Origin of the sequence: Bartonella sp. AP258QHHD, from assembly GCF_042196145.1 — a bacterium.
Lineage (GTDB): Bacteria > Pseudomonadota > Alphaproteobacteria > Rhizobiales > Rhizobiaceae > Bartonella.
The window spans coordinates 214421-237917 of the sequence record NZ_JBHIPR010000014.1 but is presented as its reverse complement, the minus strand read 5'-3'; the positions used below and the strand labels follow the sequence as shown (position 1 = coordinate 237917).

The window sequence follows — 23497 nt, the reverse complement described above, 5'->3', positions numbered from 1 at the left end:
ACTCTACGTATTCATTGAATCAAAAAATTCACTATTGTTTTTTGTTTGCTTTAATTTATCAATCAAAAATTCAATTGCATCTGTTACATTCATAGATGCTAAAATACGACGAAGAACAAAAATTTTGTGTAAATCTTGTCGTTCTACCAGAAGTTCTTCCTTACGCGTTCCTGACTTTAAAATATCCATAGCAGGGAAAATACGTTTATCAGCAACTTTTCGATCAAGAACAATTTCCGAATTACCTGTTCCTTTAAATTCTTCAAAAATAACCTCATCCATACGACTTCCTGTATCAATCAAAGCCGTTGCAATAATGGTTAAAGATCCGCCTTCTTCAATATTACGTGCTGCACCAAAAAAACGCTTTGGACGCTGGAGGGCATTTGCATCCACACCACCTGTTAAAACTTTACCTGAAGAAGGAACAACTGTATTATATGCACGCCCAAGACGTGTAATAGAATCGAGAAGAATAACAACATCACGCCCATATTCAACAAGACGTTTGGCTTTTTCAATAACCATTTCTGCCACTTGTACGTGACGTATTGCAGGTTCATCAAAAGTAGAAGAAACCACTTCTCCTTTTACTGAACGCTGCATATCAGTAACTTCTTCTGGTCGTTCATCAATTAAAAGAACAATGAGATAACATTCAGGATGATTAGTGGTAATAGAATGAGCAATATTTTGAAGTAAAACTGTTTTTCCCGTCCGAGGAGGAGCTACAATTAACCCTCTTTGTCCTTTTCCCAATGGAGATATCAAATCAATCACGCGTGATGACATATCTTTCTCTGTAGGATCTTGTATTTCCATTTGGAAACGTTCATTTGAATAAAGAGGAGTAAGATTATCAAAGTGGATTTTATAACGAATCTTTTCAGGTTTTTCGAAATTAATTGTATTAATTTTAAGGAGAGCAAAATAACGTTCTCCCTCTTTTGGACTGCGTATGGGACCTTCAATTGTATCGCCTGTTTTTAAAGAAAACGACTGTATTTGTGCAGGTGAAAGATAAATATCATCAGGACCAGGAAGATAATTAGCATCAGCAGATCTCAAAAATCCAAATCCGTCTTGTAAAACTTCAACAACACCTTCTCCTATAATTTCAACGTCTTGTAGAGCAAGTTTTTTCAAGATAGCAAACATTAATTCTTGTTTGCGCATAAGGGAGGCATTTTCAACTTCTAATGTTTCAGCAAAAGAAACAAGCTCAACGGGATTTTTGCTTTTAAGTTCTTGTAGTTTCATTTTTTGCATGAAATATGCTCTTTGTAATTAAGGAGAAGATTGTTCTAAATAATTTATGGAAATTTATGAGTGAAATATTATTAAGAAAAAATATCCTACACTCAATTTTTTTAATCTGCAAGTACCATTTATATGAAATTTGTTCCTGTAATATTAAGTAATTATATGAAAAACTTGAAAAAATATAAAATCCAAATAGTATTTAATTATTTTAATAACAAAAATGTGAGTTAGGATTATAGCATTAATGAAATGCTATTCAAAAGTATTTTTTACAGAAATTTATATTAATAAATTTATATTAAAGAAAGGATTATTCTTATTTATAACTGTGTTTAGTGTGGATTATTATTTATCCTCAATTTTATCCACAAAAGGAACTGAAAAAAGAATAAAAATATCACTATCTTAAAGATATTATCCCCTCTTTTTTTATAAGAGGGATTAAATTATCACAAGCATTTAATTTGTGCATAAAAAAGGAGAATTTTTCATAAATTTTAGTTTTATAAAAAACGGTGAGGATATATACACATGTCTTAACAAGGAGTTAAAATTTTTGTGACAAAAGAAAAAAAATTCTTTCATTTACACATGCTTTCTGATGCAACAGGAGAAACATTAATTTCTGTTGGAAGAGCTGTAGCATCGCAATATGCAATGATTCAGGCAACAGAGCATATCTATCCTATGATTCGTAATAGAATACAGTTACAGAAAGCTCTTGATGAAATACAACAAGAGCCAGGTATTGTTCTTTACACAATGATTGATGAAGAACTTAAACTACTCCTTCAAAAAAAAATGCAAAAAAATAGAAGTTCCCTGTATTGATATATTGCATCCTGTTTTAAATGCTTTTCAGTCTTACCTTGGAATGCCAACACATTTACGTGCGAGCGCACAACATGATCTTAATGCAGATTATTTTCGCCGTATTGAGGCACTGGATTTTACAATAGAGCATGATGATGGACAGTCTTCCAGTAGCTTATCCGAAGCAGATGTGATCCTTGTGGGAATTTCAAGAACCTCTAAAACACCAACAAGCATCTATTTAGCAAATCGCGGAATCAAAACGGCTAATGTTCCTCTTATTCCAGGAATTGATTTGCCAGAATCTCTTTTAGAGGTAAAAAATTCTTTAATTATTGGTTTAATTGCTTCAGCTGAAAGAATCTCACATATTCGTCAAAATAGAGATTTAGGAGAAGGTTTTGCTCTTGATAATTATACTAATCGTATCAACATAGCTGAAGAATTAATCCATGCAAAACGCATTTGCGAACGTTTTGGTTGGCCTATTATTGATGTCACAAGACGTTCTATTGAAGAAACTGCTGCTGCAATATTTGAACTGTTATCACGATTTCGTGAAGGAAATGAGAGAAAATTCTCATGAACGCAGATACTTTAATATTAGCATCTCTTAGTTTTTATCGTGCAAAATTATTAAAAAAAGCAGGCTTAAATTTTTCCATTGAAGGAGCTTCTTTTGATGAAAGAGAAGTAGAAAAAAAAGCAAAAGAAAAAACACCTAAAGAACTCAGCTGTTTTCTTGCGAGCGCAAAAGCAAAAAATGTTTCAGACCGTTTTCCTGATGCTTTCGTTATTGGTTGTGATCAAGTTCTTGATTTTGAAGGTCAAGTTTTTCACAAAGCAACAAATATTAAAGAAGCACATCAACGTTTATGTGAATTATCAGGAAAAACCCATTCTCTTCATAGTGCGGTAGCTTTATTTAAAAATGGTCAAAAAATTTGGGTTGAAGCTTTTAGTGCACATATGTCCGTCCGTTTACTCTCATCAGAATTTATTGAACGTTATTTAGCACGCGTAGGAAAAGATGTTTTAAACAGCGTGGGAGTATATCAAATTGAAGGAGAAGGAATTCATCTCTTTGAAAAAATTGAAGGAGATTTTTTTACCATTGTTGGTTTACCTTTGCTGCCTCTACTCATAAAACTGCGCCACTTAGGAATTATTGATGGTTGACTTAACAATAAAAAAAACAAATTATCCGCGTGCTTTTGTTGTTGGTTCTCCAATTCATCATTCAAAATCGCCAAGAATTCACAATTTTTGGCTTAAACAATATGGTTTACAAGGAGAATATCTTGCACAAGAAGTAACATCTGAAGAGTTCAGTCATTTTATTGCGTCTTTACAAAAAATAGGCTTTTGTGGAGGAAATGTTACTTTGCCTTATAAACAGGAAGCTTTTCGTTTAGCAGATTATAAAGATGAGAGAGCAACAATGATTGGTGCTGTTAATACACTTTGGTATGAAGGAGATAAGCTTTGTGCCACGAATAGTGATGCCTATGGTTTTAGCGCTAATCTTGATGATTTTGTATCTGATTGGGGAGGGGAAACAGCTCTTGTTTTTGGAGCAGGTGGTGCCGCACGCGCTATCATATATGCCTTAAAAAGACGCGGATTTGAACAGATTTATTTAATTAACCGTACAAAACAACGTGCTGATAATTTAGCTCAGCATTTTGGAAAAATCATTAAAGTTTACGATTGGCATAAAATCCATGAAATACTTCATCAAGCTGATTTGATTGTTAATACAACCTCTATTGGCATAAAAAGTCCAGAAGAAAAAAGTGATTCTTTTTTTTGCGATTTTCATAAAGCAAAAAAAACGGCATTAGTAACAGATATTATTTATACACCATTGATAACTCCTTTTTTACAACAGGCAAAGGCTTGTGATCTCAAGACGGTTGATGGACTTGGGATGCTTCTACATCAGGCTGTTATAGGGTTTGAACAGTGGTTCGGAATAAGACCACAGGTAACAAAAGCGTTACGGACAGCTATTTTAGAGGATATGAGTGAAAAAAGAGAATGAAGATCATAGGATTAACGGGATCAATTGCTATGGGAAAATCAACAGTTGCTGATTTTTTCAAGCAAGCGGGTATTTCTGTTTTTAGTGCTGATGAAGCAGTACAACAGCTTTATAAAAGTGAGCCAGCTTTGTCATTCATAGAGCGTATTTTTCCTGGTGTGGTTGAAAACGGAGAAGTTAACCGTTTGAAACTTTCTGAAATTTTGATTGATGATAAAGAAAAATTACAAACATTAGAAAAAATAATTCATCCTTTGGTGCAAGAAAAAGAAAGGGAATTTATTGATATAGCGCGTGAACAAGGGAAAAAATTAGTTATTCTTGATATTCCACTTCTGTTTGAAAAAAATGGTGAAAGTCGTGTGGATAGCGTTATTGTTGTTTCTGCTCCACCAGAAATACAAAAAGAACGTGTAATGATTCGCCAAGGTATGAATGAGAAAAAATTTGCCTTTATCAACGCTCAACAAATGCCAGATGAAAAAAAACGAGAACGCGCTGATTTTATTATTGATACAGGGAAAGATTTAGAGAATACACGTCAACAGGTTTTTGATGTGATAAAAAAATTGCTAAAGAATTAAAATTATGCGTGAAATTATTTTTGATACAGAAACAACAGGTTTAGATAAAGAGAAAGATCGCATAATCGAAATTGGTTGTGTAGAAATGGTTGATCGTTATCTCACAGGACGCCAATTTCATGTTTATTTAAACCCTGAAGGCGTTATTATTCCTGATGAAGTTGTAGCAATTCACGGATTAACCAATGAACGCTTGAAAAACGAGAAAAGTTTTAGTGATATTGTTGATGAATTTTTGGAATTTATCAAAGACGCGACAATGATTGCGCATAATGCGAGTTTTGATATTGGTTTTATTAATGCAGAATTAAAACGCGTCAACAAACCGCTTATCAGTGTTGATAATATTCTTGATACATTGGCTATGGCGCGGCGTAAATTTCCTATGGGTCCTAATTCTCTTGATATTTTATGCAAACGTTTTGGAATTGATAACAGCCATCGTGTTCTTCATGGTGCTTTGCTTGATGCAGAGATTCTAGCCGATGTTTATATTGAGCTCATCGGTGGAAAGCAAGGTGTATTGGGTTTTGATAACAGAAGGGGTATTGATGAACATATCCAGAACGATAAAGATACATCTTATGCCGTTAAAATTCGCCCGCAGGCTTTACCTTCGAGATTGAGTATGCAAGAAAAAAAGTTACACGCTGATTTTATCTACAAAATGGGTGAAAAAGCTCTGTGGAATAACTTCAAAATTCATGAATAACATCATCTTTTATCTAAAAGAGTCACGATTGAAATTAAAGAATATCGATGTTAAAAAAAACGGTCGTTGTGGGGAGGGGAACACCACAACGACCCTGTCGCTACATCGTACCTCAGCTATCATAGGAGGAGCAAAATGAAAGCTATTAATCCTGTAACAGCAAAGAAAAGCTCTAGGTACTTAATATAAAGTGCAACGACTTCACGTCTTATGAAGAGAAAAAATGGCTTTTTAGAGGCAAAGTGAAAAAATATATAAGGGTAATTTGTTTTTTTAGCTGAAATGGAGAAAAAATGTCATGAAAGCAACAGATCATCTTTTTTTGGTTGACGGATCAGGCTATATTTTTCGTGCTTATTATGCTTTGCCGCCTTTAAAACGTAAAAAGGATGGACTTCCTGTAGGAGCAGTAGCTGGTTTTTGCAATATGTTATGGAAATTACTTTGTGATGCTCGTAATACAGCTACGGGTGTTGTTCCAACACATTTTGCTGTTATTTTTGATTATTCATCTGATACTTTTCGTAAACAAATTTATCCTGAATATAAAGCGAATCGCGTTGAACCTCCTGAAGATCTAATTCCTCAATTCGCGCTAATACGCCAAGCAACGAAGGCTTTTAATTTGCCTTGTATTGAAAAGGAAGGCTTTGAAGCGGATGATTTAATTGCTACCTATGCAAAGTTGGCAACAAAGGTTGGGGCAAAAACAACCATTATTTCTTCCGATAAGGATCTTATGCAACTCGTAAATACGCATGTATCTTTGTATGATGGAATGAAAGATAAGCATATAGGTATCTCAGAAGTTATAGAAAAATGGGGTGTTGCGCCTGAAAAAATGATTGATTTACAAGCATTAATTGGAGATTCAACGGATAATGTACCGGGTATTCCAGGCATTGGTCCAAAAACTGCAGCTCAGTTGTTAAATGAATTTGGTTCTCTTGATCTTCTATTGCAAAACGTAACAGAAATTAAACAAACAAAACGACGTGAAAACATTCAAGCTTATAGAGAACAAGTTAAAATATCTCGTGAACTTGTCAGGCTTAAAACAGATGTTCCTATAGATAATGATTTAGATGATTTTATTTTGGAGCCACAAGATGGTCCACGTTTAATTGCTTTTTTGAAAGCGATGGAGTTTTCAACATTAACGCGTCGCGTGGCAGAGGCAACAACATGCGATGCAGCTGTTATTGACGCACTTGATATAAATGTTGAATGGGAAAAACTAAGCCCCAGGAATGATTCTGATATCAGGCATGATTCTGATATCAAGAATACTGAGCGCGCATCCCTTCATAATTTTTCTGAAAATTCTCCACAAGTTTTTGCACAAGAACGTAAAGATCAAGCGCTGACTCAAAAAATTACAAGAGATGCTTATACAACAATTCTTGATGAGGAAATTTTAAAAGACTGGTTATCACAAGCACAAGAGCAGGGTTTTTTCGCTTTTGATACTAAAACAACATCTCTTGATCCGATGCAAGCAAAGCTTGTTGGTTTTTCACTCGCATTACAGCCGGAAAAAGCAGCTTATATACCTCTTGAACATTTTGATGAAGGAGAAGAGGACCTTTTGAGGGGCGGGCGCATTGCTTCACAGATTGGGGCTCGAAAAGCTTTAGCACTTTTAAAACCGATATTAGAAGATTCAGCGGTGTTAAAAATTGGTCATAATATAAAATATGATTGGTTGGTGATGAAGCAATACGACATTATGATAAGCTCTTTTGACGACACCATGCTTTTATCATATGCTTTTGATGCTGGAATGTTAACCCATAATATGGATGATTTGTCTGAACGTTGGCTTGAGCATAAACCAATTGCCTATAAAGATTTAACGCATAACGGGAAAAAAATTACTTCTTTTGCACAAGTAGATTTAAAACAAGCAACCCTTTATGCGGCGGAAGATGCTGATATAAAGCTACGTCTTTGGCAAGTATTGAAACCGCAACTTGTTGCTCGTGGAATGACAAAAATTTATGAGCGTCTTGATAGACCTCTTGTAGAAGTTCTTGCAAGAATGGAAGAACGGGGGATTCTTATTGATCGGCAGATTTTATTGCGTCTTTCAGGAGAGTTGGCACAAGCTGCTTTGATTCTAGAAGAGGAAATTTACAAACAAGCTGATGAAAAGTTTAATCTTGCTTCGCCAAAGCAATTAGGGGATATCCTTTTTGGCAAAATGGGATTGCCTGGAGGCGCTAAAACAAAGGGTGGACAATGGTCAACTTCTGCACAGACCTTAGAAGAGTTGGCTGCTGAAGGTCATATTTTACCGCGTAAAATTATTGAGTGGCGTCAACTTTCAAAGCTAAAATCTACCTATACAGATGCCTTGCCTTCTTATATTTTTTCAAAAACAGGGCGAGTTCACACGAATTATTCTTTGGCAATAACATCAACTGGTCGGTTATCATCATCAGAGCCAAATTTGCAAAATATTCCAGTGCGAACTGCTGAAGGACGTAAAATTCGAACAGCTTTTATTGCTCCCAAAGGACATGTGTTACTTTCTGCTGATTATAGTCAGATTGAGTTGCGCATTCTTGCACATATTGCGGATATAAAAGCATTAAAAGAAGCTTTTGCTAAAGGGCATGATATTCACGCTATAACGGCATCACAAATGTTTGGTGTTGCGATAGAAGGAATGCATTCAGATATACGACGGCGTGCAAAAGCGATTAATTTTGGTATTATTTATGGTATTTCAGCTTTTGGATTAGCCAATCAATTGGGAATTTCACGCCAAGAAGCGGGTCGTTATATTCAACTGTATTTTGAAAGATTTCCAGGAATTAAAGATTATATGGAGAAGACCAAAATCTTTGCACGTGAAAATGGTTATGTAGAAACAATTTTTGGACGTCGTATCCATTATCCAGAAATAAAAGCAAAGAATGTAAAAATTCGTTCTCTTAATGAGCGGGCAGCTATCAATGCTCCAATTCAAGGTTCTGCAGCCGATATTATTCGCCGCGCTATGATACATATGGAAGATGCTTTAAAAGCAGAAAAACTATCAGCAAAAATGTTGCTGCAAGTTCATGATGAACTGATTTTTGAAGTACCAGAAGAAGAAAGTAAAAAAACCATGACTGTTGTTAAAAATGTTATGGAAAATGCTACAATACCGGTTCTATCTTTATCTGTCCCGCTTGAAGTAAAAGTTATGACGGCTCAAAATTGGGATGAGGCACATTAATTTTTTTATTTATTTTTAAGAATATTGATTGCGTTGGAAAGATTAAGATAGGCTTTGATAGGCAAATGATCTGAAGCAATGCGTGCAAGTGGTGAATAATGATTTTCAATACTTGTTACCAATTGGTGGGGAAAAGAAAAAACTCTATCAAGGGCTAACAAAGGAAAACGAGAGGGAAAGCTTGGTACAACTTCAAAAGTGCTATCAAAATAGGGAAAAAAATGATTTAAAGATGAGCCTTTTCCCATTCGCCATTCATTAAAATCTCCTATGAGGAGTGTAGGCATAAGGGGGCGTTTTTGGAAAATTTCAAGGAGCATTTTTGTTTGTTGTTTACGAGAGTAACGTAATAATCCAAAATGAGCCGCAATAATACGAATAGGTCCTGCTGCCATTTCCAACTCTACAATTACAGCCCCACGTGGTTCAATACTAGGAAGAGTGACTTGTAAAGTATCACGTACATATCCCTTTCGCAAAAAAAGAGCATTCCCATGCCAACCATGGCCATGAGGTGACATAGTATTAAGAGGTACAGGAATCAAACCGGTTTCAGCTTTTAATAGCTGAAGATTAATCAAACCGATGCGTTCCCCAAAACGTTTATCTGCTTCTTGAAGAGCAAGGATATCAACTTGTAATTCAGTAATAACACGGACAATTCTTGTAGGATTAAAAACTTTATCAACACCTACACATTTATGCACATTATAGGAAGCAACGGTCAGATCATAATTACTATTTTGATTGACAATGTTTGATTGATGATGAGAGCGGCTATGAATTGTATTTAAAAAGGAGCTATGGAGTTTTTGTTGGATAAAACCGGTAAACCAAGGGAATTTTTGCTTATAAGGGATTTTTGTCATTTTGCGAAAAGAATAGTTTCTAAGAAGCAGAGGGTAAAGATTTACACTAAAAACAAAAGAACCTTGTTTCTAAAAGAAACAAGGTTCTTTAATTAAGTAATGATTTTTGCAATCAATCACGGTTTGAGCCAAGAAACTGTAGCAAGAAGACAAACATATTGATGAAATCAAGATAAAGATTCAGCGCGCCCATAATAACTTTACGTCCTCTGGTATCGCTTTCATCTCCTTCATAATACATCAACTTAATGCTCTGGGTATCGTAGGCTGTTAAACCAGCAAAGATAAAAACACCAATCACAGAGATAGCAAACTGCAAAGCGCTTGATCCAAGAAAAATGTTCACAATCATGGAAAGCAACAAGCCGATCAATCCAATGAATAAGAATGAACCGATTGCTGTGAGATCACGCTTTGTTGTGTATCCATAAAGTGAAAGAGCTCCAAAAGTTGCGGCGGAAATGACAAAGGTTTGCACAACACTTTCTGTCGTATAGCGCAAAACGATTGAAGACAGTGAAAGACCAACCAGAGCAGCATAACCAAAAAAGAGACTACGAGCAGCATTTGTGCTCAATGTATTAATTTTAAAACTGAGAAATAAGACTGCTATGAGTGGTGCAAACATAACAATATAAGAGAATGGCGATGTATAAAATGTTACTCCAAATGGTGTTAGATAAACACTGCTATTGATTTGAGCTGCTGCTTGGCTCATATCTGTTGTCGTTGCTAATGATACAATTGCATAAGCGGCAGCAGCTGTAATAAGCAAACCAATGGCCATTGCATTGTAGACACCCAACATATAGTCGCGTAATCCCTGATCAATTGATGCATCGGCATGAGAAGCAGGTGCCGAACGTAAATCTTTAAAATTAGCCATAATATAAAATCCTTTAGCATATGTTCTGTCAGGTATAGGGCTTTAAAGGTGTCTCTGTCATTACACAGATAAGCTTGGTATAAGCCTTAATTGGGCAAATACAAAAACCCTTAAGAATCACTGACAGAATTCCAGCATATATGCTCTTATTATGGAGATTTATTTAAAAATTACAAGAGATTTATATGAAGAAGGAACCTTACAAATTGGTAAGGAAATAGTTCATTTTAATAAAAAATATTTCCATTTTTTGCCATATTTTTGCAAGATAAAAAGACTATACTTAAAAACTTTTCTATTTTCACAGAAACTATGTAATACAATCCCTTATAAAATATTCACTATTTTTGCGTTTATGAGAAGAGCGGCAAGTATCATCACACTATTTCAACCTCCAATATTGCATCTGTTTTGCACGGTTATAAGAGCTATTGAATTGGATTTTTTATAATATATTGATGTATAATGATAAATTGTCTTTTTGAATGCTAAATGATACTCCGAATATCGCAAGATTCTCTGGTTGAAAATCTGTTCATATTAAATCAATCAAGATTATTGACTTGCTTGTGTCTTGCAAGAGACATGGTTTTAATGGATTCAACATGAACAGATTCCAAATAAAAGAGATTTAGAATAGTAAGGGCTTTAATTCAATATGAAAAACGGTAATTTATATTTATAATCAATATGTTGCTTTAACAAGACACCATTGAGAATAGTTGAAAAAATGTTTTTTATTAAACAATATATAAAATAAAAAAGGAGAGTTTTTAAACGAAGCACTTAAGAAAGGCTCTGTAAAATCGATATCTGTAAAAACTAAAAAACATACGAAAAGCAATTGTTCTAATCAAATAAACAGAACTTCGAATGCTGTGAAATGTCTCCTCAAAAATTGTGATGTAGGACACATGGATAAAAAATATTGATTCTATTTGAGTTCATTTCTTTTGCACTAACTAAGTGTAGAAATGTAAAGTTGAAAAGAAAGTAAGATCTTATAGTCCCATGAAGAGAAACACGTGAAATGACGAGCAACAAGAATTGATTAAGAGAAATCAATGCGTAATCAGACTTGTGATGGTCAATAATCTCTGTTTTCTAAGGCACTGAACATATCAGTGAGAAGATGTACTATTGGAATGACGCCTTGCTTTCATCCAAGTACGCAATTCTTCAATAAGGATGGCAATAACACCGAGAGTGATAAAACTATCTGCAAGGTTGAAAATAGCAAAATAAAAAATATCATCAATATGAAAAAGTATATAATCAGTGACATGATGAAAGCGAATACGATCAATGAGATTGCCGATGGCTCCCCCAATAATAAGAATAAGGCCAAAGCGCATTAAAGACTTATTATATTCAGTATTTTTCCATAACCATAGAAGAAAGATAATCACAATGATCGTGATGGCGATGATTCCCCACTGAGAAAAGGAAGAAAAAAACGAAAATGCAATGCCAGAATTGCGCACATGATAAAGGGAAAGAAAAGGAATAAGCGAAATTTCTGTTCCTAAAGGCATATTGTGCATAACCCAGTATTTGACAGCTTGATCAAGTACTACTGTAAAAGCCAAGCCCAAGAGAAGAAAAGGGAGTGATTTACGAATCATGTTTTTCCTCACATGGTTCAAGTATTAAATAGGGGCGACGGATTTCATAAAGCATAACAGCTGTTGCTACAGCTAGATTAAGCGAGTCTGCTCGTCCGCTTTGTGGAATACGCGTAAGTTTATCACACCGATTCGTAAGAAGATCTGATAATCCCTGTTTTTCATTCCCCATTAAAAGGATAATAGGGCCATTTTTGAAGTCAAGTGTGCGATAATCCAGAGAACCTTTGAGGTGTGTTCCAACAATCATACCTTTAAAGTGAGAAGACCAGTTTAAAAAGCCGTTTTCATCAAAACGATAAAGTGGTACAGAGAAAATAGATCCCATGGTTGCGCGGACTGTTTCAGGCGAGAAAGGGTCTGTTGTCTCGCCAATTAAAATAACACCTTTAGCACCTACAGCATCAGCGGTTCGAATAATGGTACCAAGGTTTCCAGGATCACGTACACGATCAAGCGCGATGTAAACATCTTTAATCTGCCCTTTTATCATTTCAAAAGAGTGCCATTTTTGCTTGAAAATACCAATAACTGTTTGTGGATTATCGCGTCGGGTAAGTGATTCCATAACCTTTTGTGAGGCTTTAATAACAAAACCACCGTTGGCTACAGCACGTGCGGCAGTATTTTCGATAGTAGCATTACCGATTTCACTTTTAGAAAAAATAAGCGTCTGTATTGTCCAGCCAAGATTGAGAGCATCGATGACCAATTTCAATCCTTCTGCCATGAAAAGACCTTCTCTATTACGGTTTTTCTTTTGGCTAAGTGCTTTAAGATTTTTTATGATGGGGTTGCTAAGAGAGGTAATTTCTTTCACTCTACCAGTTTTGGGTCTACACATATTCAAGCAATCCAACGGCTAAAAAGAGAAGTAGAAAGAGCACGTCCTGCAACTTCTTCACGCAAAATGAGTTCTCCTGATTCGACCGTACCACCAAGATTTACAAATGCATCACGCATTAAAGCATGAAGTGCAAAGAAGGAAGCACGAATAGAATAAGCTGTAAGGACAACAGAGAGCGGTTTATCAGAGAGAAGTTTACGACAATTTGTGATCATGGCGGGTAAATGATCAAACAGTTGCCAAATTTCACCATGGGGTCCACGCCCATAAGCAGGGGGATCAAGAAGAATCATATCATAGCTTTTTTTACGACGCAGTTCACGCTCGACAAATTTCATAGCATCATCGCAAATCCAGCGAATAGAATGATCTGGTAATCCTGCTCTTTCTTGATTAGCTTTTGCCCACGCAATGGCTTTTTTAGAAGCATCAACATGGGTAACATTCGCACCCGCTCGTGCTCCAATCAAAGAGGCAATACCTGTATAGCCAAAAAGATTCAACAATTTTATAGGGCGTTCGGCTTTAACAATTTGTTCTTCCATAGAGCGCCAATGGGCATCTTGTTCAGGAAAAACCCCCACATGACGAAAGGAAGTAAAACGGCCTAGAAAAGACAATCCATTCCAAGCAAGAACCCATGTTTCATCAAGTGGCTTTTTAGGAAAATGCCAACGCCCAACCCCTTCTTCATCAAGGTTTCCTGTGAAAATAGCATCAACATCAGCCCATTGTTTTTGTGGTAAAGCGGGTTTCCATAGTGCTTGACCTTCTGGTCGAATAATGCGGTAAGCTCCATAACGTTCTAATTTTTGTCCATGACCAGAATCAATGAGAGCATAGTTTTCGCTTATACCCGTTTCTAAAATAAGGGGTAGCTTTTCCTGCGGATATCTATTGTTATGGGAGAATTGAAAGCATTGTGCAGGCATGTTTTGTATCACGGTATATGAGGTATAAAAATATATTATAAAGCTCTTAAATGTTTCGTAAAAGTGCAAAAAAGCTAAAGTCAATTAAAACAATGTATAAAAAAAGAAAAAGAGCACTTTTAACTCTGTACTGAATATAGAATACAGAGAGAAAAGATTTCATTTAAATACCATTACACCAAATTTGTGATAGATGTTTTCAATTTTTCAATCTCGGCTTTACTTTTTTTGAGAGCTTTTTTGTATTTGTGATAGGAAAACCAACTGATCAGATTTCCTAATAAAATACCAAAACCAAAGAAGATAAAGAGCCATATAAAGAGGGGAGCATGATAAGTAAAACTTTCAGGATTTGCTCGAAAAGGATCAAGGGTTAACGGAACCATTTGACGATTAGCCACGATAAAAACAATCAAAACCGCTGCGAGAATCACACCGATACTTGTTAGAAGAATACGTTTAATTATCATAAGTTTCTCACTGATTAAGACGGTCGCGTAAATCCTTGCCAGTTTTAAAAAAAGGAATCCACTTTTCTTCAACAGAAACGGCTTCACCTGTTCGTGGGTTACGTCCATTACGGGCTGAACGGCTTTTTACAGAAAAAGCTCCAAATCCACGAAGTTCAACGCGATTGCCATTTGCAAGTGCTGTTGCAATTTCCTCAAAAATAGCGTTTACAATATTCTCCACATCCCGTTGAAAAAGATGCGGGTTATGACGAGCGATAATTTGTACAAGCTCTGATTTTACCACAATAGCCTCACTTTCACACAAAAACATTTTGTAATTGTGCACTCCATGCATATTACAATATATAAACGGATAAAAGCAAAATAAAATCAAGAAAAAACAAATTGCAAGAAACAAAATTTGAAAATACCTTCTATAAAGGGTATACAGATTAAAAATGCGGAGGATTTAAGAGATCAGGAGAGTATGTCCGTACACAATCATTATAAAGCCTTTTCAACGCAATCATCTTTTGGAGATGTTTTAAAAAAAGCATCCCGTCATTCGCGTCGCATTAGCATATTAAAAATTTTTTTACCTCTCTTAGCGTTGATTTCAGCGCTGGTTTTTTGCTGGTTTACGTTTTTCTTGGTTCCCGTTACTTCTGATTCTATGCCTTTGAATAATGGAGAAAGTGGCGTGATGAATTTGACGATGCTCAATCCAAAATTAGAAGGGTATACGCGTGCTCATGAACCTTATTGGCTTAAAGCAGAAAAGGCATTTCAAGATCATACCCACGCTGGAATGATTGGGTTGCAAAACATTACAGCTAGAGCATTTATGGGCCAACAAAGACAGGTTTTTCTCGTCGCACAAGGGGGGGTTTACGATAACATTAATGGTTTTTTACAGTTGGATAAGCCATTCACGATTACGACGAATGATGGGATGATGGTACAATTTATGTCAGCTAGTATTAACTTATCCGAGGGACAGTTAAAAACAGATCAACGTGTTAATATTCAGCAAGCCGGTTTGAATCTTGCCGCAAACGCCTTACAAATTCGAGAAAAAGGAAAAAACATATATTTCCATGGTGGTGTGCATTTAGTGCTTCAAAAGCAATAACGCAATATCAATACAAATCTTTAAAGGATATTTATAAAGAGAAGTATGTGTATATACAAACAGAAGAATTGAAATAATGAAATCGTACAAAAGATGGATAGGTGTGATGTTAGCTTTTAGCATGGGAATGTTAGGAGAAGGAGCAGTTTTAGGATATGCTGAAGTGGCTCATTTTGGAATAAGTCTATCAAGCGATAAAGAACCGGTAGAACTTCATGCAGATTCTTTGGAAATACGTGATAAAGAAGGGATAGCGCTTTTTAAGGGTGATGTTTCAGTGGTACAAGGTAAACGTCTTTTAAAAACGGCAGAATTAGTTGTTTACTACGATAAAGCATATAAAGAAATTGATAAAAACAAGGAAGATACAAAGGCATCATCTGTTTCTTTATTTGGTTCGTCGAGTATACAAAAAATGGAAGCTTTAGGAAAAGTTTATATAAAAATTGCTACGCAAGTTGCTACGGGTGATAAAGGCGTTTTTGATGGAAAGTCAAAAATGATGAGTTTGACAGGGAATCATGTTGTGTTAACTGATGGTGACAATGTGGCAACGGGGTGCAAACTAACGGCAAATATGGAAAGCGGAAAGGCTTTTTTAGAAGGTTGTGAGACGCCTAAGAAAAAAGGTCGTGTTTCTATTATTTTAAAACAAAATCAAAAGAATGGCCATTAAGATTTCATGTTTGGAATCAAAAGAAAAAAACAGACCGATAGGTATAATCTTGAAAGTGAAGCTTCAAAAAATCCCTTAAAAGGGACCTTGATTGCCAGTAATTTGATTAAAGTTTATCGAGGAAGACGAACTGTTAATGGTGTTTCTTTTGGCATTCGTACGGGAGAAGCCGTTGGCATTTTAGGGCCCAATGGGGCAGGTAAAACAACTTGTTTTTATATGGTGACAGGGCTTATAAAATCTGATGGAGGATCCATTAAAATTGATGGATTTGATATTACGCATCTTCCGATGTATCGACGTGCGCGTTTAGGTATTGGATATCTTCCACAGGAAGCGTCTATTTTTCGTGGTCTTTCAGTAGAAAATAACATTAAAGCTGTTTTAGAGGTCGTTGAAAAAGATCGCCTTAAACAACGTGAAGAGTTAGATAGCCTTTTACATGAATTTAAAATTGATCATTTACGTAAAATGTCTGCACTTTCGTTATCTGGAGGTGAACGTCGGCGACTTGAAATTGCGCGCGCTTTAGCTTCTCGTCCCCATTTTATGTTACTTGATGAACCATTTGCAGGAATTGATCCTATCGCTATTTTCGATATTCAACAACTTATTCGTCATTTAACGAGGCGTGGCATTGGTGTTTTAATAACGGATCATAATGTGCGTGAGACATTAGGGCTTGTCGATCGCGCTTATATTATTCATACAGGGCGGGTGTTAGTTCACGGTTGTCCTAACGATATTATCAACAACGTTGATGTACGCAGAATTTATTTGGGAAATCAGTTTTCTCTTTGATTTTACAGCTTTCACGAGTTTCCATTTAAGTTTAACCAAACATTATTACTGAAAATTTCCTTATTTATGCCAAAACTTCTTTTATGACTATAACCTTAATGTTGTTATTGAGTGGTGAAAAAGGCTTCATCATTAGAGGTTAGTTTGTTGTTTTATAAGTTTAGCTTACTCATAATTGTATCATAGAAAAGATATCACTAGATTAACGTGATAATGAGTGATAAACGAAGCTCTCAATAAATGCGTGTGTTATTGAAAGGTAAGAGATATTTATCATATTTTTCTCTGTCGAATCAAAAAATATATCGATGATGCTGTTTTAGGTATTTTGATGGGAGCACCGGTTTATATATTGCGGTTATTCAATAGGAGTTGTCGTATTTTATTGGTTTATATCGCCTATTTGAAAATAGGAGCTTGGCTACAGATATCAGGCTAAATCTATAAATCTTTTAAAATAATCATTAAATTTCTAAAAATCTTTATATTCTTGTTATAAGTCGATGTTCAAGCTATACAGTAATTTTCAAAGTAAAGGTCCATTTTGCTCAGTATGCTTTTCATCTTAATTTAAGGGCTCATTGTTTAAAGAAAGAAAAACTCTGATGGCGGATTATACATCAACTCTTATGACAAGTTTAATAAGTTTATGAATAATGGCCTTTCCTAGAGTCGTAAGGAAATTAACTTTATGAACAACTTCATTTGTTTGGTTTCTCATGCCGTTAATGATGATCCGAATACTATTTATTATTGTTTTAGAAGTGATATGAGATGTATTGAGCCATCACCCATTATAAATTGAAAAGTAAAAACACATGCGATGTTGCGAAAAGTGAAAGAACATTAAGTATCTATAGCGTTTATAGGTTTATTGATGAGCATTTTAGCGTGTAAGAGGAAAATTAAAGTATGAATTTGAGTGAGTTAATAGCACCGGAAGCGATCATTCCGGCTCTTAAGGCTAATTCGAAAAAACAGGTTCTGCAAATTTTAGCCGAAAAAGCTTCCAAGCTAACAGGTCTTAGTGAGCATGTGATTTTTGATGTTGTTTTACAACGCGAGAAGCTTGGTTCAACGGGTTTGGGTGGAGGTATTGCGATTCCTCATGGAAAATTACCTGATATTAATCGGATCATTGGTATATTTGCACGTCTTGAAAGTCCTGTTGATTTTGAAGCTCTTGACGACGAACCTATAGATCTCGTTTTTCTCCTTTTAGCACCTGAAAATGCTGGTGCAGATCACTTAAAAGCTTTATCACAGATCGCACGTGTTTTGCGTCACACTGATGTTGTACAAAAGTTGCGCAGTACGCATAATGCCAATGCGCTTTATGCTTTATTGATTCAAACTTCAGAATCAAATGCAGCTTAAAAGTTATTATGAGCGTATAAATTGCGAGGTATGCACTACAGAGCGTAGGAAATAATATAATTTGCATCTTAAGACTAATAATAAAAGGTTATGTCATGAGATTTAAGAAAATTACTTCTAATTGAACCTTCTTTTTAAAGAGCAACCAACAAAAACGAAGGGCTTTTCCTTTCTTGTTCTCGTATATTAAAGCATCTAATTATTATGTTCGTGGATTCTTTTATCCTGTTATACTGTAAAAACACTATCATTTGAGATATGGTGAGATAAATTCTGTAAGTCTTCTTAATATATTAAGTGCTTTTAGAGTGCGTGGTAAATATTTTTAAACAGGACTTGTCTGTAGAGCCTTTAGTTAAGTGAATCACATGAGTGGGAAGAAAAGAGGAGATCGCTCGACAAGAATCCAAACTTTTTCAGTCCAGATTGGATTAAGAATCTTCGTCCTTTGAAAGCGGGAAAGAAATCAACAGAAAAGTTTATTTGTGCATTGAATTTTTTTGTAAGTTGAGTTTGAGTGTTTAGGGATAATATTTTAATGCTCAAGAAAAAATAAGAGATATATTGTATCTTCAGTATAGCAAGATATTGATTTTAAATATAATTCACTATTTCGCATGTTGGATGAGAGATCCGAATATTGTAAAATTCTCTCATTCCAAACTTGTTTATGTTGAATCAATCAAAACCATTTCCTTGCACGTTGTAAACGGAATTAGCGTGTGGATAAAAACTGTACAAGAAAGGGGTAAAAATGCTTCCTATGAATCGTCTAAAGTATCGAGAGTTGTGCAAAACATTGGGAGCTGGAAAATAGTGTTATGGTGCCAGCTTTCTTCTTCACAAGTGGAGAGATCAACTATTTTATAGATATGATTTAGATGTCTGCTGTTGTATAGAGCTCATGCTAAAGAACAATTTTGTACGGTAAGAATGAAAATTATACCTTTAGGTTGGGTGAAAGAGTTTTTATGCATAGGAAGATTTATTTAAGTGTCTTTAATTGATTAAAATATTGTTTAAAAAACGGTAATGTTAGAACTGCTATAGAAAAAAGTTTTATATTTCTTTTTATAAATTACTTAGAAATAAGATAAGGAGACTTTCCCAAAGAATTCTTAAGAAGTTTTTTATAACAGAAAGAAAAATATCGTCTAATACATTAAAATAATACGATTAAGCTATTATAAGCTACTAAAATCATTTTAGAAATTAATAATTGGAGATGAAGTATATAGGGAAATAAGATCAAAAGAAACAAAATTGTATGTGATTATTGAGATAGAATCTAAATTCTTTATGTTTTATTATTAATATCTTGATAATATTTTATTATTTTTACAAGGTCTTTTGAAGATTGAGAAAAAGTGTTATCGGGACGATATTGAATACGAAATATGAATGCACTATAATGAGTAAAAGATGGAGTATTCTGCGAACATAAATGTATTGAATGCATAAAGTCGAGAAGTGATATTCGTAAGGCGATTAAGCTTTTTTGCGGGGAGTCCGGGGTGTATTTTCAAAATTTTGCATCAGATTGCTTGTGATATAAAGAGTATGGTTTATTTCTTAACAGAGTGATGGTATATTTTCATCTCGTTTTGAAGTTCTATAGCTTAAAGAAATCGTTTTTTATACAAAAACGAAATAAGTAGCGTAAAATGAAGATATTATTTTTTAATGTGGTTATTGAATAAGAAGTTTATGTTTTGGTAACGATTAAAAGGTCACAATGAAACGTAGAAATCTATTTTGATTAGTGTGAAAATATTTCGCTTATTGAAGGAATTAGGACAATAACACATGAATATCGAGGAGTTTTTGTTGAATTTTTCCAATGAAGAAAATCTTGTTAGAGACTAAAGAAGTGAGCTAAATGAAGATGTTTGAAAAGACTGTTATTGCTGCATCTGTAATGGTTCTTGTTACAGCGGGAGTGGCATATGCACAAACGCCAAGCCGTTTAAATCAATTTGAAGCGTGGGGAGCCTATTCTTATAAATCGCCCAAAAATACGATTTGCTATGTGTTATCGGTACCTTTGAAGGCTCTTCCAACGACAGTTAATCATGGTGATAACTTTTTCTTGGTTACCAAGCGTTCTCATTCACCTATTTCGTTTGAACCGCAGTTTATGGCTGGTTATACCCTTCAAGAAGGGTCGAGAGTGACAGTGACCATTGGAGGTAAGGACTTTGATTTTTTCACGAAAGATTCCTCAGCTTGGCTGGCGTCATCAGAGCTAGAAAAGCAGCTTGTTTCTGCTATGCGTGCTGGAAGCAATATGACAGTGCAAGCGATATCAAAACGAGGAACGCATACCACTTATACTTATTCCTTAAAAGGGGTCACTGCTGCATTAAATGCAGCTCAAAAGTGCCATTAAGGTTTCGATAACTCTAAAATAGTGATGTGAATTGGAAAGCAATGGCCATTTCTTATGACCTTAGACCAGTTGGTTCATGTTTTGCACGAAAAACAGATAATGTGGTCGTGAAGGAGAGTTCTAAGCTCTCTTTAATTGGTTTGTCGCAAGATGAAATGATGCAAGCTTTAAAGACAGTTGGTGTACCAGAGCATCAAACGCGTATGCGTGTGCGTCAGCTTTGGCATTGGCTTTATGTGCGTGGTGTTTCAAATTTTGATGAGATGCTGAATATTTCTAAAGCAATGCAAGAAACACTTAAGTGTCATTTCTCCATTGCGCGCCCAGAAATTGTTGGAGAACAAATATCAAAAGATGGTACGCGTAAATGGCTCTTACGTTTTCCTGCACGTGGAGCTGGAAGGCCTGTTGAAATTGAAACGGTTTATATCCCTGAAGAAGGACGTGGTACTTTATGTCTTTCATCGCAAGTAGGGTGTACGTTAACCTGCTCTTTTTGCCATACGGGAACGCAGACGCTTGTTCGTAATCTGACCGCAGAAGAAATTTTGGCACAATTATTGGTTGCACGTGATTGTTTGGGTGATTTTCCTGATAAGAATACCCCTGATGGAGCAATTGTTCCCATTGAAGGACGAAAAATTACCAATATTGTTATGATGGGAATGGGAGAACCTCTTTATAATTTTGAAGCTGTTAAAAAAGCTTTATTGATTGCCTCTGATGGCGATGGACTTTCTTTATCAAAACGTCGAATTACGCTTTCAACTAGTGGAGTTGTTCCTGGAATTATCCGAACTGGAGAAGAAATTGGTGTTATGTTAGCAATTTCACTCCACGCAGTACACGATACACTAAGGGATATGCTTGTTCCCATTAATAAAAAATATCCGCTTGCTTTACTAATGGAGGCTTGCCGTAATTATCCTGGTCTTTCCAATGCAAAACGAATCACATTTGAATATGTTATGCTGAAAGATATCAATGATAGTTTAGATGATGCTAAGCGATTGATTCAGTTATTGAAAGGGATTCCTGCTAAGATTAATTTAATCCCTTTTAATCCGTGGCCAGGGAGTAATTATCAATGTTCTGATTGGGAGCAAATCGAGCGTTTTGCTGATGTCGTTAATCAAGCGGGCTATGCTTCTCCTATTCGGATACCGCGTGGACGCGATATTTTAGCTGCATGTGGACAGCTTAAATCAGCTTCAGAGCGCTTACGTAAATCTGAACGTTTACGACTTGAAAATGCCATTGGTCATTAGGTAACGCAATTTTCAGCGATATCGAGGCCTATACTTTTTTGTTTGTAATTTAATATCCAAACTTCATGCGATGGCATATGTGAGACAGAGATTAAGATGGATAAGTGCTAGACGAACAGTTTCAGCGTTTATATGCTAAATGGGGTAAGAGATTGTCTATAGTCTGTTTACATAATCTCTGAAATAAGAAGGAAACCTAATTTAGAGGGAATATGAGGTCTTAAGGATTATAACTAATTTCTACCTTATTATCATACTCGTTAATTCGGTTTTATGTCTTTTAAAAGCATCTACGGTAATATCTTTTAAAAAGTGGAGATTGTGCACTGCCTCATGCTTTTGTTTATTATTTTCTTAAATAAGATCACGCATCACAAGCAAAACAGAGGATCTAAAATATAAATACCATTGAGTTATCCATTGATATGTTTTTTAAGTATCTCTTAGTACACTCTTCATATCACGATAATGCTTGTGAGGAGTATAACAAAAAGCTTCTGTAAATGTATTGTACTCCTACACCTTTATGTTTAATAAAGGTGTAAATTGGTACCACCATTCTATTTTTCAGCTCCCAATGTTGTAACAGCTTTTAGTACTTGAGATGGTTTATAAGAGGTGTTTTTATTCTTTTCTTAGATAGTTTTTATCCATACGAAAACTCCAGCTTCTCTTGTGATGTACAAAGGAAAGGTATTGTTTTATCCAAAACAAACAGGTTTGAAATGAAAAAATCTTATAATATTTGTTTTTTTTATTTAAATTAAAAGCGATACATTACACGTATAAATCAATGTTTTGTAACCACAAGGAGATGGAGGGCAAAGCTGGTAAAAGTACCAGCAATAAGCCAGTCGAGAAAGCGAATATAAAGAGGGTTCTTTTTGAGAGTTTTGGTAAGTTTATGCGCTGTAAAAACGATTGCAATTGTAATGGGGAAAGAAATAGGAATATAAGAGAGTCCTAAAAAGAGCAATTTTTGTGTTGCCATAGGATCATTCGCATTGATAAATTGTGGTAAGAATGTCGCGTTAAAGAGTATAACTTTAGGATTGAGAAGATTAATTCCAATACCAGCAAGATAGTTACGTTTAGCGCTTTGAGATTTAGAAGATGTCTGTTCAAAGGAAAAAGTGGGGTTTCTCCGTAAAGCTTGAAAGGAAAACCATAAAAGATAAAAGGCGCCAACAATTTTCAGAAGAACAAAAGTATGTGGTGCAGCAAAAATAAGCGCTGATAAGCCAAGTGCTACAGCGGTAACCTGAATGGCAAACCCTGTTGCACTACCCAAGGCGCACATAATTCCAGCTTTTTTGCTTTGTGTAATGGTTCGTCCTACAGAAAGCATCATATCTGGTCCTGGAATAAGTGCTAAAATCAACGATGCTAAAGCAAATTGTACAACAATAGACCACTCCGGTAGAAATGACACGTAAATCTCCTTTTATTTTTAAGCAGTGTTCACTATTTATACTTTGAGGCACCTTTATTTACGCTTTTTGCGTCTTTTTAATGTTGCTTAAAAAGAATTTATTTTTATATTTCTTGCATCGTTTTGATTTTTGGGTAGAAATAAAAAAGTAGCTCATATAGAACGTTAA

20 protein-coding genes and 1 pseudogene are annotated in these 23497 nt (G+C 35.3%); 12 read left to right on the top strand and 9 right to left on the bottom strand.

Going from position 1 to position 23497, the window contains the following annotated elements:
- Positions 1-3 precede the first annotated feature (3 nt).
- Positions 4-1269 carry a transcription termination factor Rho gene (gene rho / locus ACFIMM_RS01925; RefSeq protein ID WP_015857121.1) on the bottom strand — a complete coding sequence of 422 codons (1266 nt, stop codon included), beginning with the start codon at positions 1267-1269 and terminating at the stop codon, positions 4-6.
- A 552-nt stretch (positions 1270-1821) separates the two neighbouring features.
- Here rho and ACFIMM_RS01920 point away from each other — a divergent pair.
- The 6 genes and pseudogenes from ACFIMM_RS01920 to polA all read left to right on the top strand — a co-directional run bounded on the left by ACFIMM_RS01920 (position 1822) and on the right by polA (position 8642).
- Positions 1822-2662, top strand: a pseudogene (locus ACFIMM_RS01920) (pyruvate, water dikinase regulatory protein).
- Positions 2659-3255 carry a Maf family nucleotide pyrophosphatase gene (locus ACFIMM_RS01915; RefSeq protein ID WP_375611343.1) on the top strand — a complete coding sequence of 199 codons (597 nt, stop codon included), beginning with the start codon at positions 2659-2661 and terminating at the stop codon, positions 3253-3255. The pseudogene ACFIMM_RS01920 and the gene ACFIMM_RS01915 overlap by 4 nt, the downstream one beginning before the upstream one ends.
- Positions 3248-4120, top strand: coding sequence for a shikimate dehydrogenase (locus ACFIMM_RS01910; RefSeq protein ID WP_375629126.1), 873 nt, complete (start codon positions 3248-3250; stop codon positions 4118-4120). Before ACFIMM_RS01915 ends, ACFIMM_RS01910 begins: the two co-directional genes overlap by 8 nt.
- Positions 4117-4704 (top strand): dephospho-CoA kinase, encoded by a 588-nt coding sequence (coaE, locus tag ACFIMM_RS01905; RefSeq protein ID WP_375612770.1) that lies wholly within the window; start codon positions 4117-4119, stop codon positions 4702-4704. The genes ACFIMM_RS01910 and coaE overlap by 4 nt, the downstream gene beginning before the upstream one ends.
- Before the next feature lie 4 nt (positions 4705-4708).
- The gene (gene dnaQ / locus ACFIMM_RS01900; RefSeq protein ID WP_375629128.1) at positions 4709-5416 is read left to right on the top strand and encodes a DNA polymerase III subunit epsilon; all 708 of its coding nucleotides are present in this window, start codon (positions 4709-4711) and stop codon (positions 5414-5416) included.
- A gap of 298 nt (positions 5417-5714) precedes the next feature.
- Positions 5715-8642 carry a DNA polymerase I gene (gene polA / locus ACFIMM_RS01895; RefSeq protein WP_375638144.1) on the top strand — a complete coding sequence of 976 codons (2928 nt, stop codon included), beginning with the start codon at positions 5715-5717 and terminating at the stop codon, positions 8640-8642.
- A gap of 5 nt (positions 8643-8647) precedes the next feature.
- Here the strand turns inward: polA and ACFIMM_RS01890 are convergent, their stop codons facing one another.
- The 7 genes from ACFIMM_RS01890 to ihfB form a co-directional block, all read right to left on the bottom strand.
- Complete coding sequence (locus ACFIMM_RS01890; RefSeq protein WP_375620887.1) at positions 8648-9511, bottom strand: endonuclease/exonuclease/phosphatase family protein; 864 nt, start codon at positions 9509-9511, stop codon at positions 8648-8650.
- A 112-nt stretch (positions 9512-9623) separates the two neighbouring features.
- Entirely contained in the window at positions 9624-10397 is a 774-nt protein-coding gene (locus ACFIMM_RS01885) for a Bax inhibitor-1/YccA family protein (RefSeq protein WP_375611347.1), read from the bottom strand.
- A gap of 1121 nt (positions 10398-11518) precedes the next feature.
- Positions 11519-12022, bottom strand: coding sequence for a signal peptidase II (lspA, locus tag ACFIMM_RS01880; RefSeq protein WP_375611348.1), 504 nt, complete (start codon positions 12020-12022; stop codon positions 11519-11521).
- Positions 12012-12866: a TrmH family RNA methyltransferase gene (locus ACFIMM_RS01875; protein WP_375611349.1), complete on the bottom strand. Its 855-nt coding sequence runs from the start codon at positions 12864-12866 to the stop codon at positions 12012-12014. Before ACFIMM_RS01875 ends, lspA begins: the two co-directional genes overlap by 11 nt.
- 2 nt (positions 12867-12868) lie before the next feature.
- Positions 12869-13801 carry a class I SAM-dependent methyltransferase gene (locus tag ACFIMM_RS01870; RefSeq protein WP_375611350.1) on the bottom strand — a complete coding sequence of 311 codons (933 nt, stop codon included), beginning with the start codon at positions 13799-13801 and terminating at the stop codon, positions 12869-12871.
- A gap of 173 nt (positions 13802-13974) precedes the next feature.
- The gene (locus tag ACFIMM_RS01865) at positions 13975-14271 is read right to left on the bottom strand and encodes a lipopolysaccharide assembly protein LapA domain-containing protein (RefSeq protein WP_273790185.1); all 297 of its coding nucleotides are present in this window, start codon (positions 14269-14271) and stop codon (positions 13975-13977) included.
- A gap of 7 nt (positions 14272-14278) precedes the next feature.
- Complete coding sequence (gene ihfB, locus ACFIMM_RS01860) at positions 14279-14557, bottom strand: integration host factor subunit beta (protein ID WP_273790186.1); 279 nt, start codon at positions 14555-14557, stop codon at positions 14279-14281.
- Positions 14558-14740: 183 nt separating this feature from the next.
- Here ihfB and lptC point away from each other — a divergent pair, with 183 nt between their 5' ends.
- The 6 genes from lptC to rlmN all read left to right on the top strand — a co-directional run bounded on the left by lptC (position 14741) and on the right by rlmN (position 21896).
- Positions 14741-15385 (top strand): LPS export ABC transporter periplasmic protein LptC, encoded by a 645-nt coding sequence (gene lptC, locus ACFIMM_RS01855; RefSeq protein WP_375611351.1) that lies wholly within the window; start codon positions 14741-14743, stop codon positions 15383-15385.
- Between the two features lie 76 nt (positions 15386-15461).
- Entirely contained in the window at positions 15462-16061 is a 600-nt protein-coding gene (locus ACFIMM_RS01850) for an LptA/OstA family protein (protein WP_375611352.1), read from the top strand.
- Between the two features lie 6 nt (positions 16062-16067).
- Complete coding sequence (gene lptB, locus ACFIMM_RS01845; RefSeq protein ID WP_012754448.1) at positions 16068-16862, top strand: LPS export ABC transporter ATP-binding protein; 795 nt, start codon at positions 16068-16070, stop codon at positions 16860-16862.
- A 912-nt stretch (positions 16863-17774) separates the two neighbouring features.
- Complete coding sequence (ptsN, locus tag ACFIMM_RS01840) at positions 17775-18239, top strand: PTS IIA-like nitrogen regulatory protein PtsN (protein ID WP_375611353.1); 465 nt, start codon at positions 17775-17777, stop codon at positions 18237-18239.
- A 1885-nt stretch (positions 18240-20124) separates the two neighbouring features.
- Entirely contained in the window at positions 20125-20628 is a 504-nt protein-coding gene (locus ACFIMM_RS01835; RefSeq protein ID WP_375611465.1) for an invasion associated locus B family protein, read from the top strand.
- Between the two features lie 41 nt (positions 20629-20669).
- Positions 20670-21896: a 23S rRNA (adenine(2503)-C(2))-methyltransferase RlmN gene (gene rlmN, locus ACFIMM_RS01830; RefSeq protein ID WP_375638148.1), complete on the top strand. Its 1227-nt coding sequence runs from the start codon at positions 20670-20672 to the stop codon at positions 21894-21896.
- A gap of 790 nt (positions 21897-22686) precedes the next feature.
- Here rlmN and ACFIMM_RS01825 read toward each other — a convergent pair.
- On the bottom strand, positions 22687-23328 hold the full coding sequence (locus ACFIMM_RS01825) for a LysE family translocator (protein ID WP_375612781.1): 642 nt from the start codon (positions 23326-23328) through the stop codon (positions 22687-22689).
- Positions 23329-23497 lie beyond the last annotated feature (169 nt).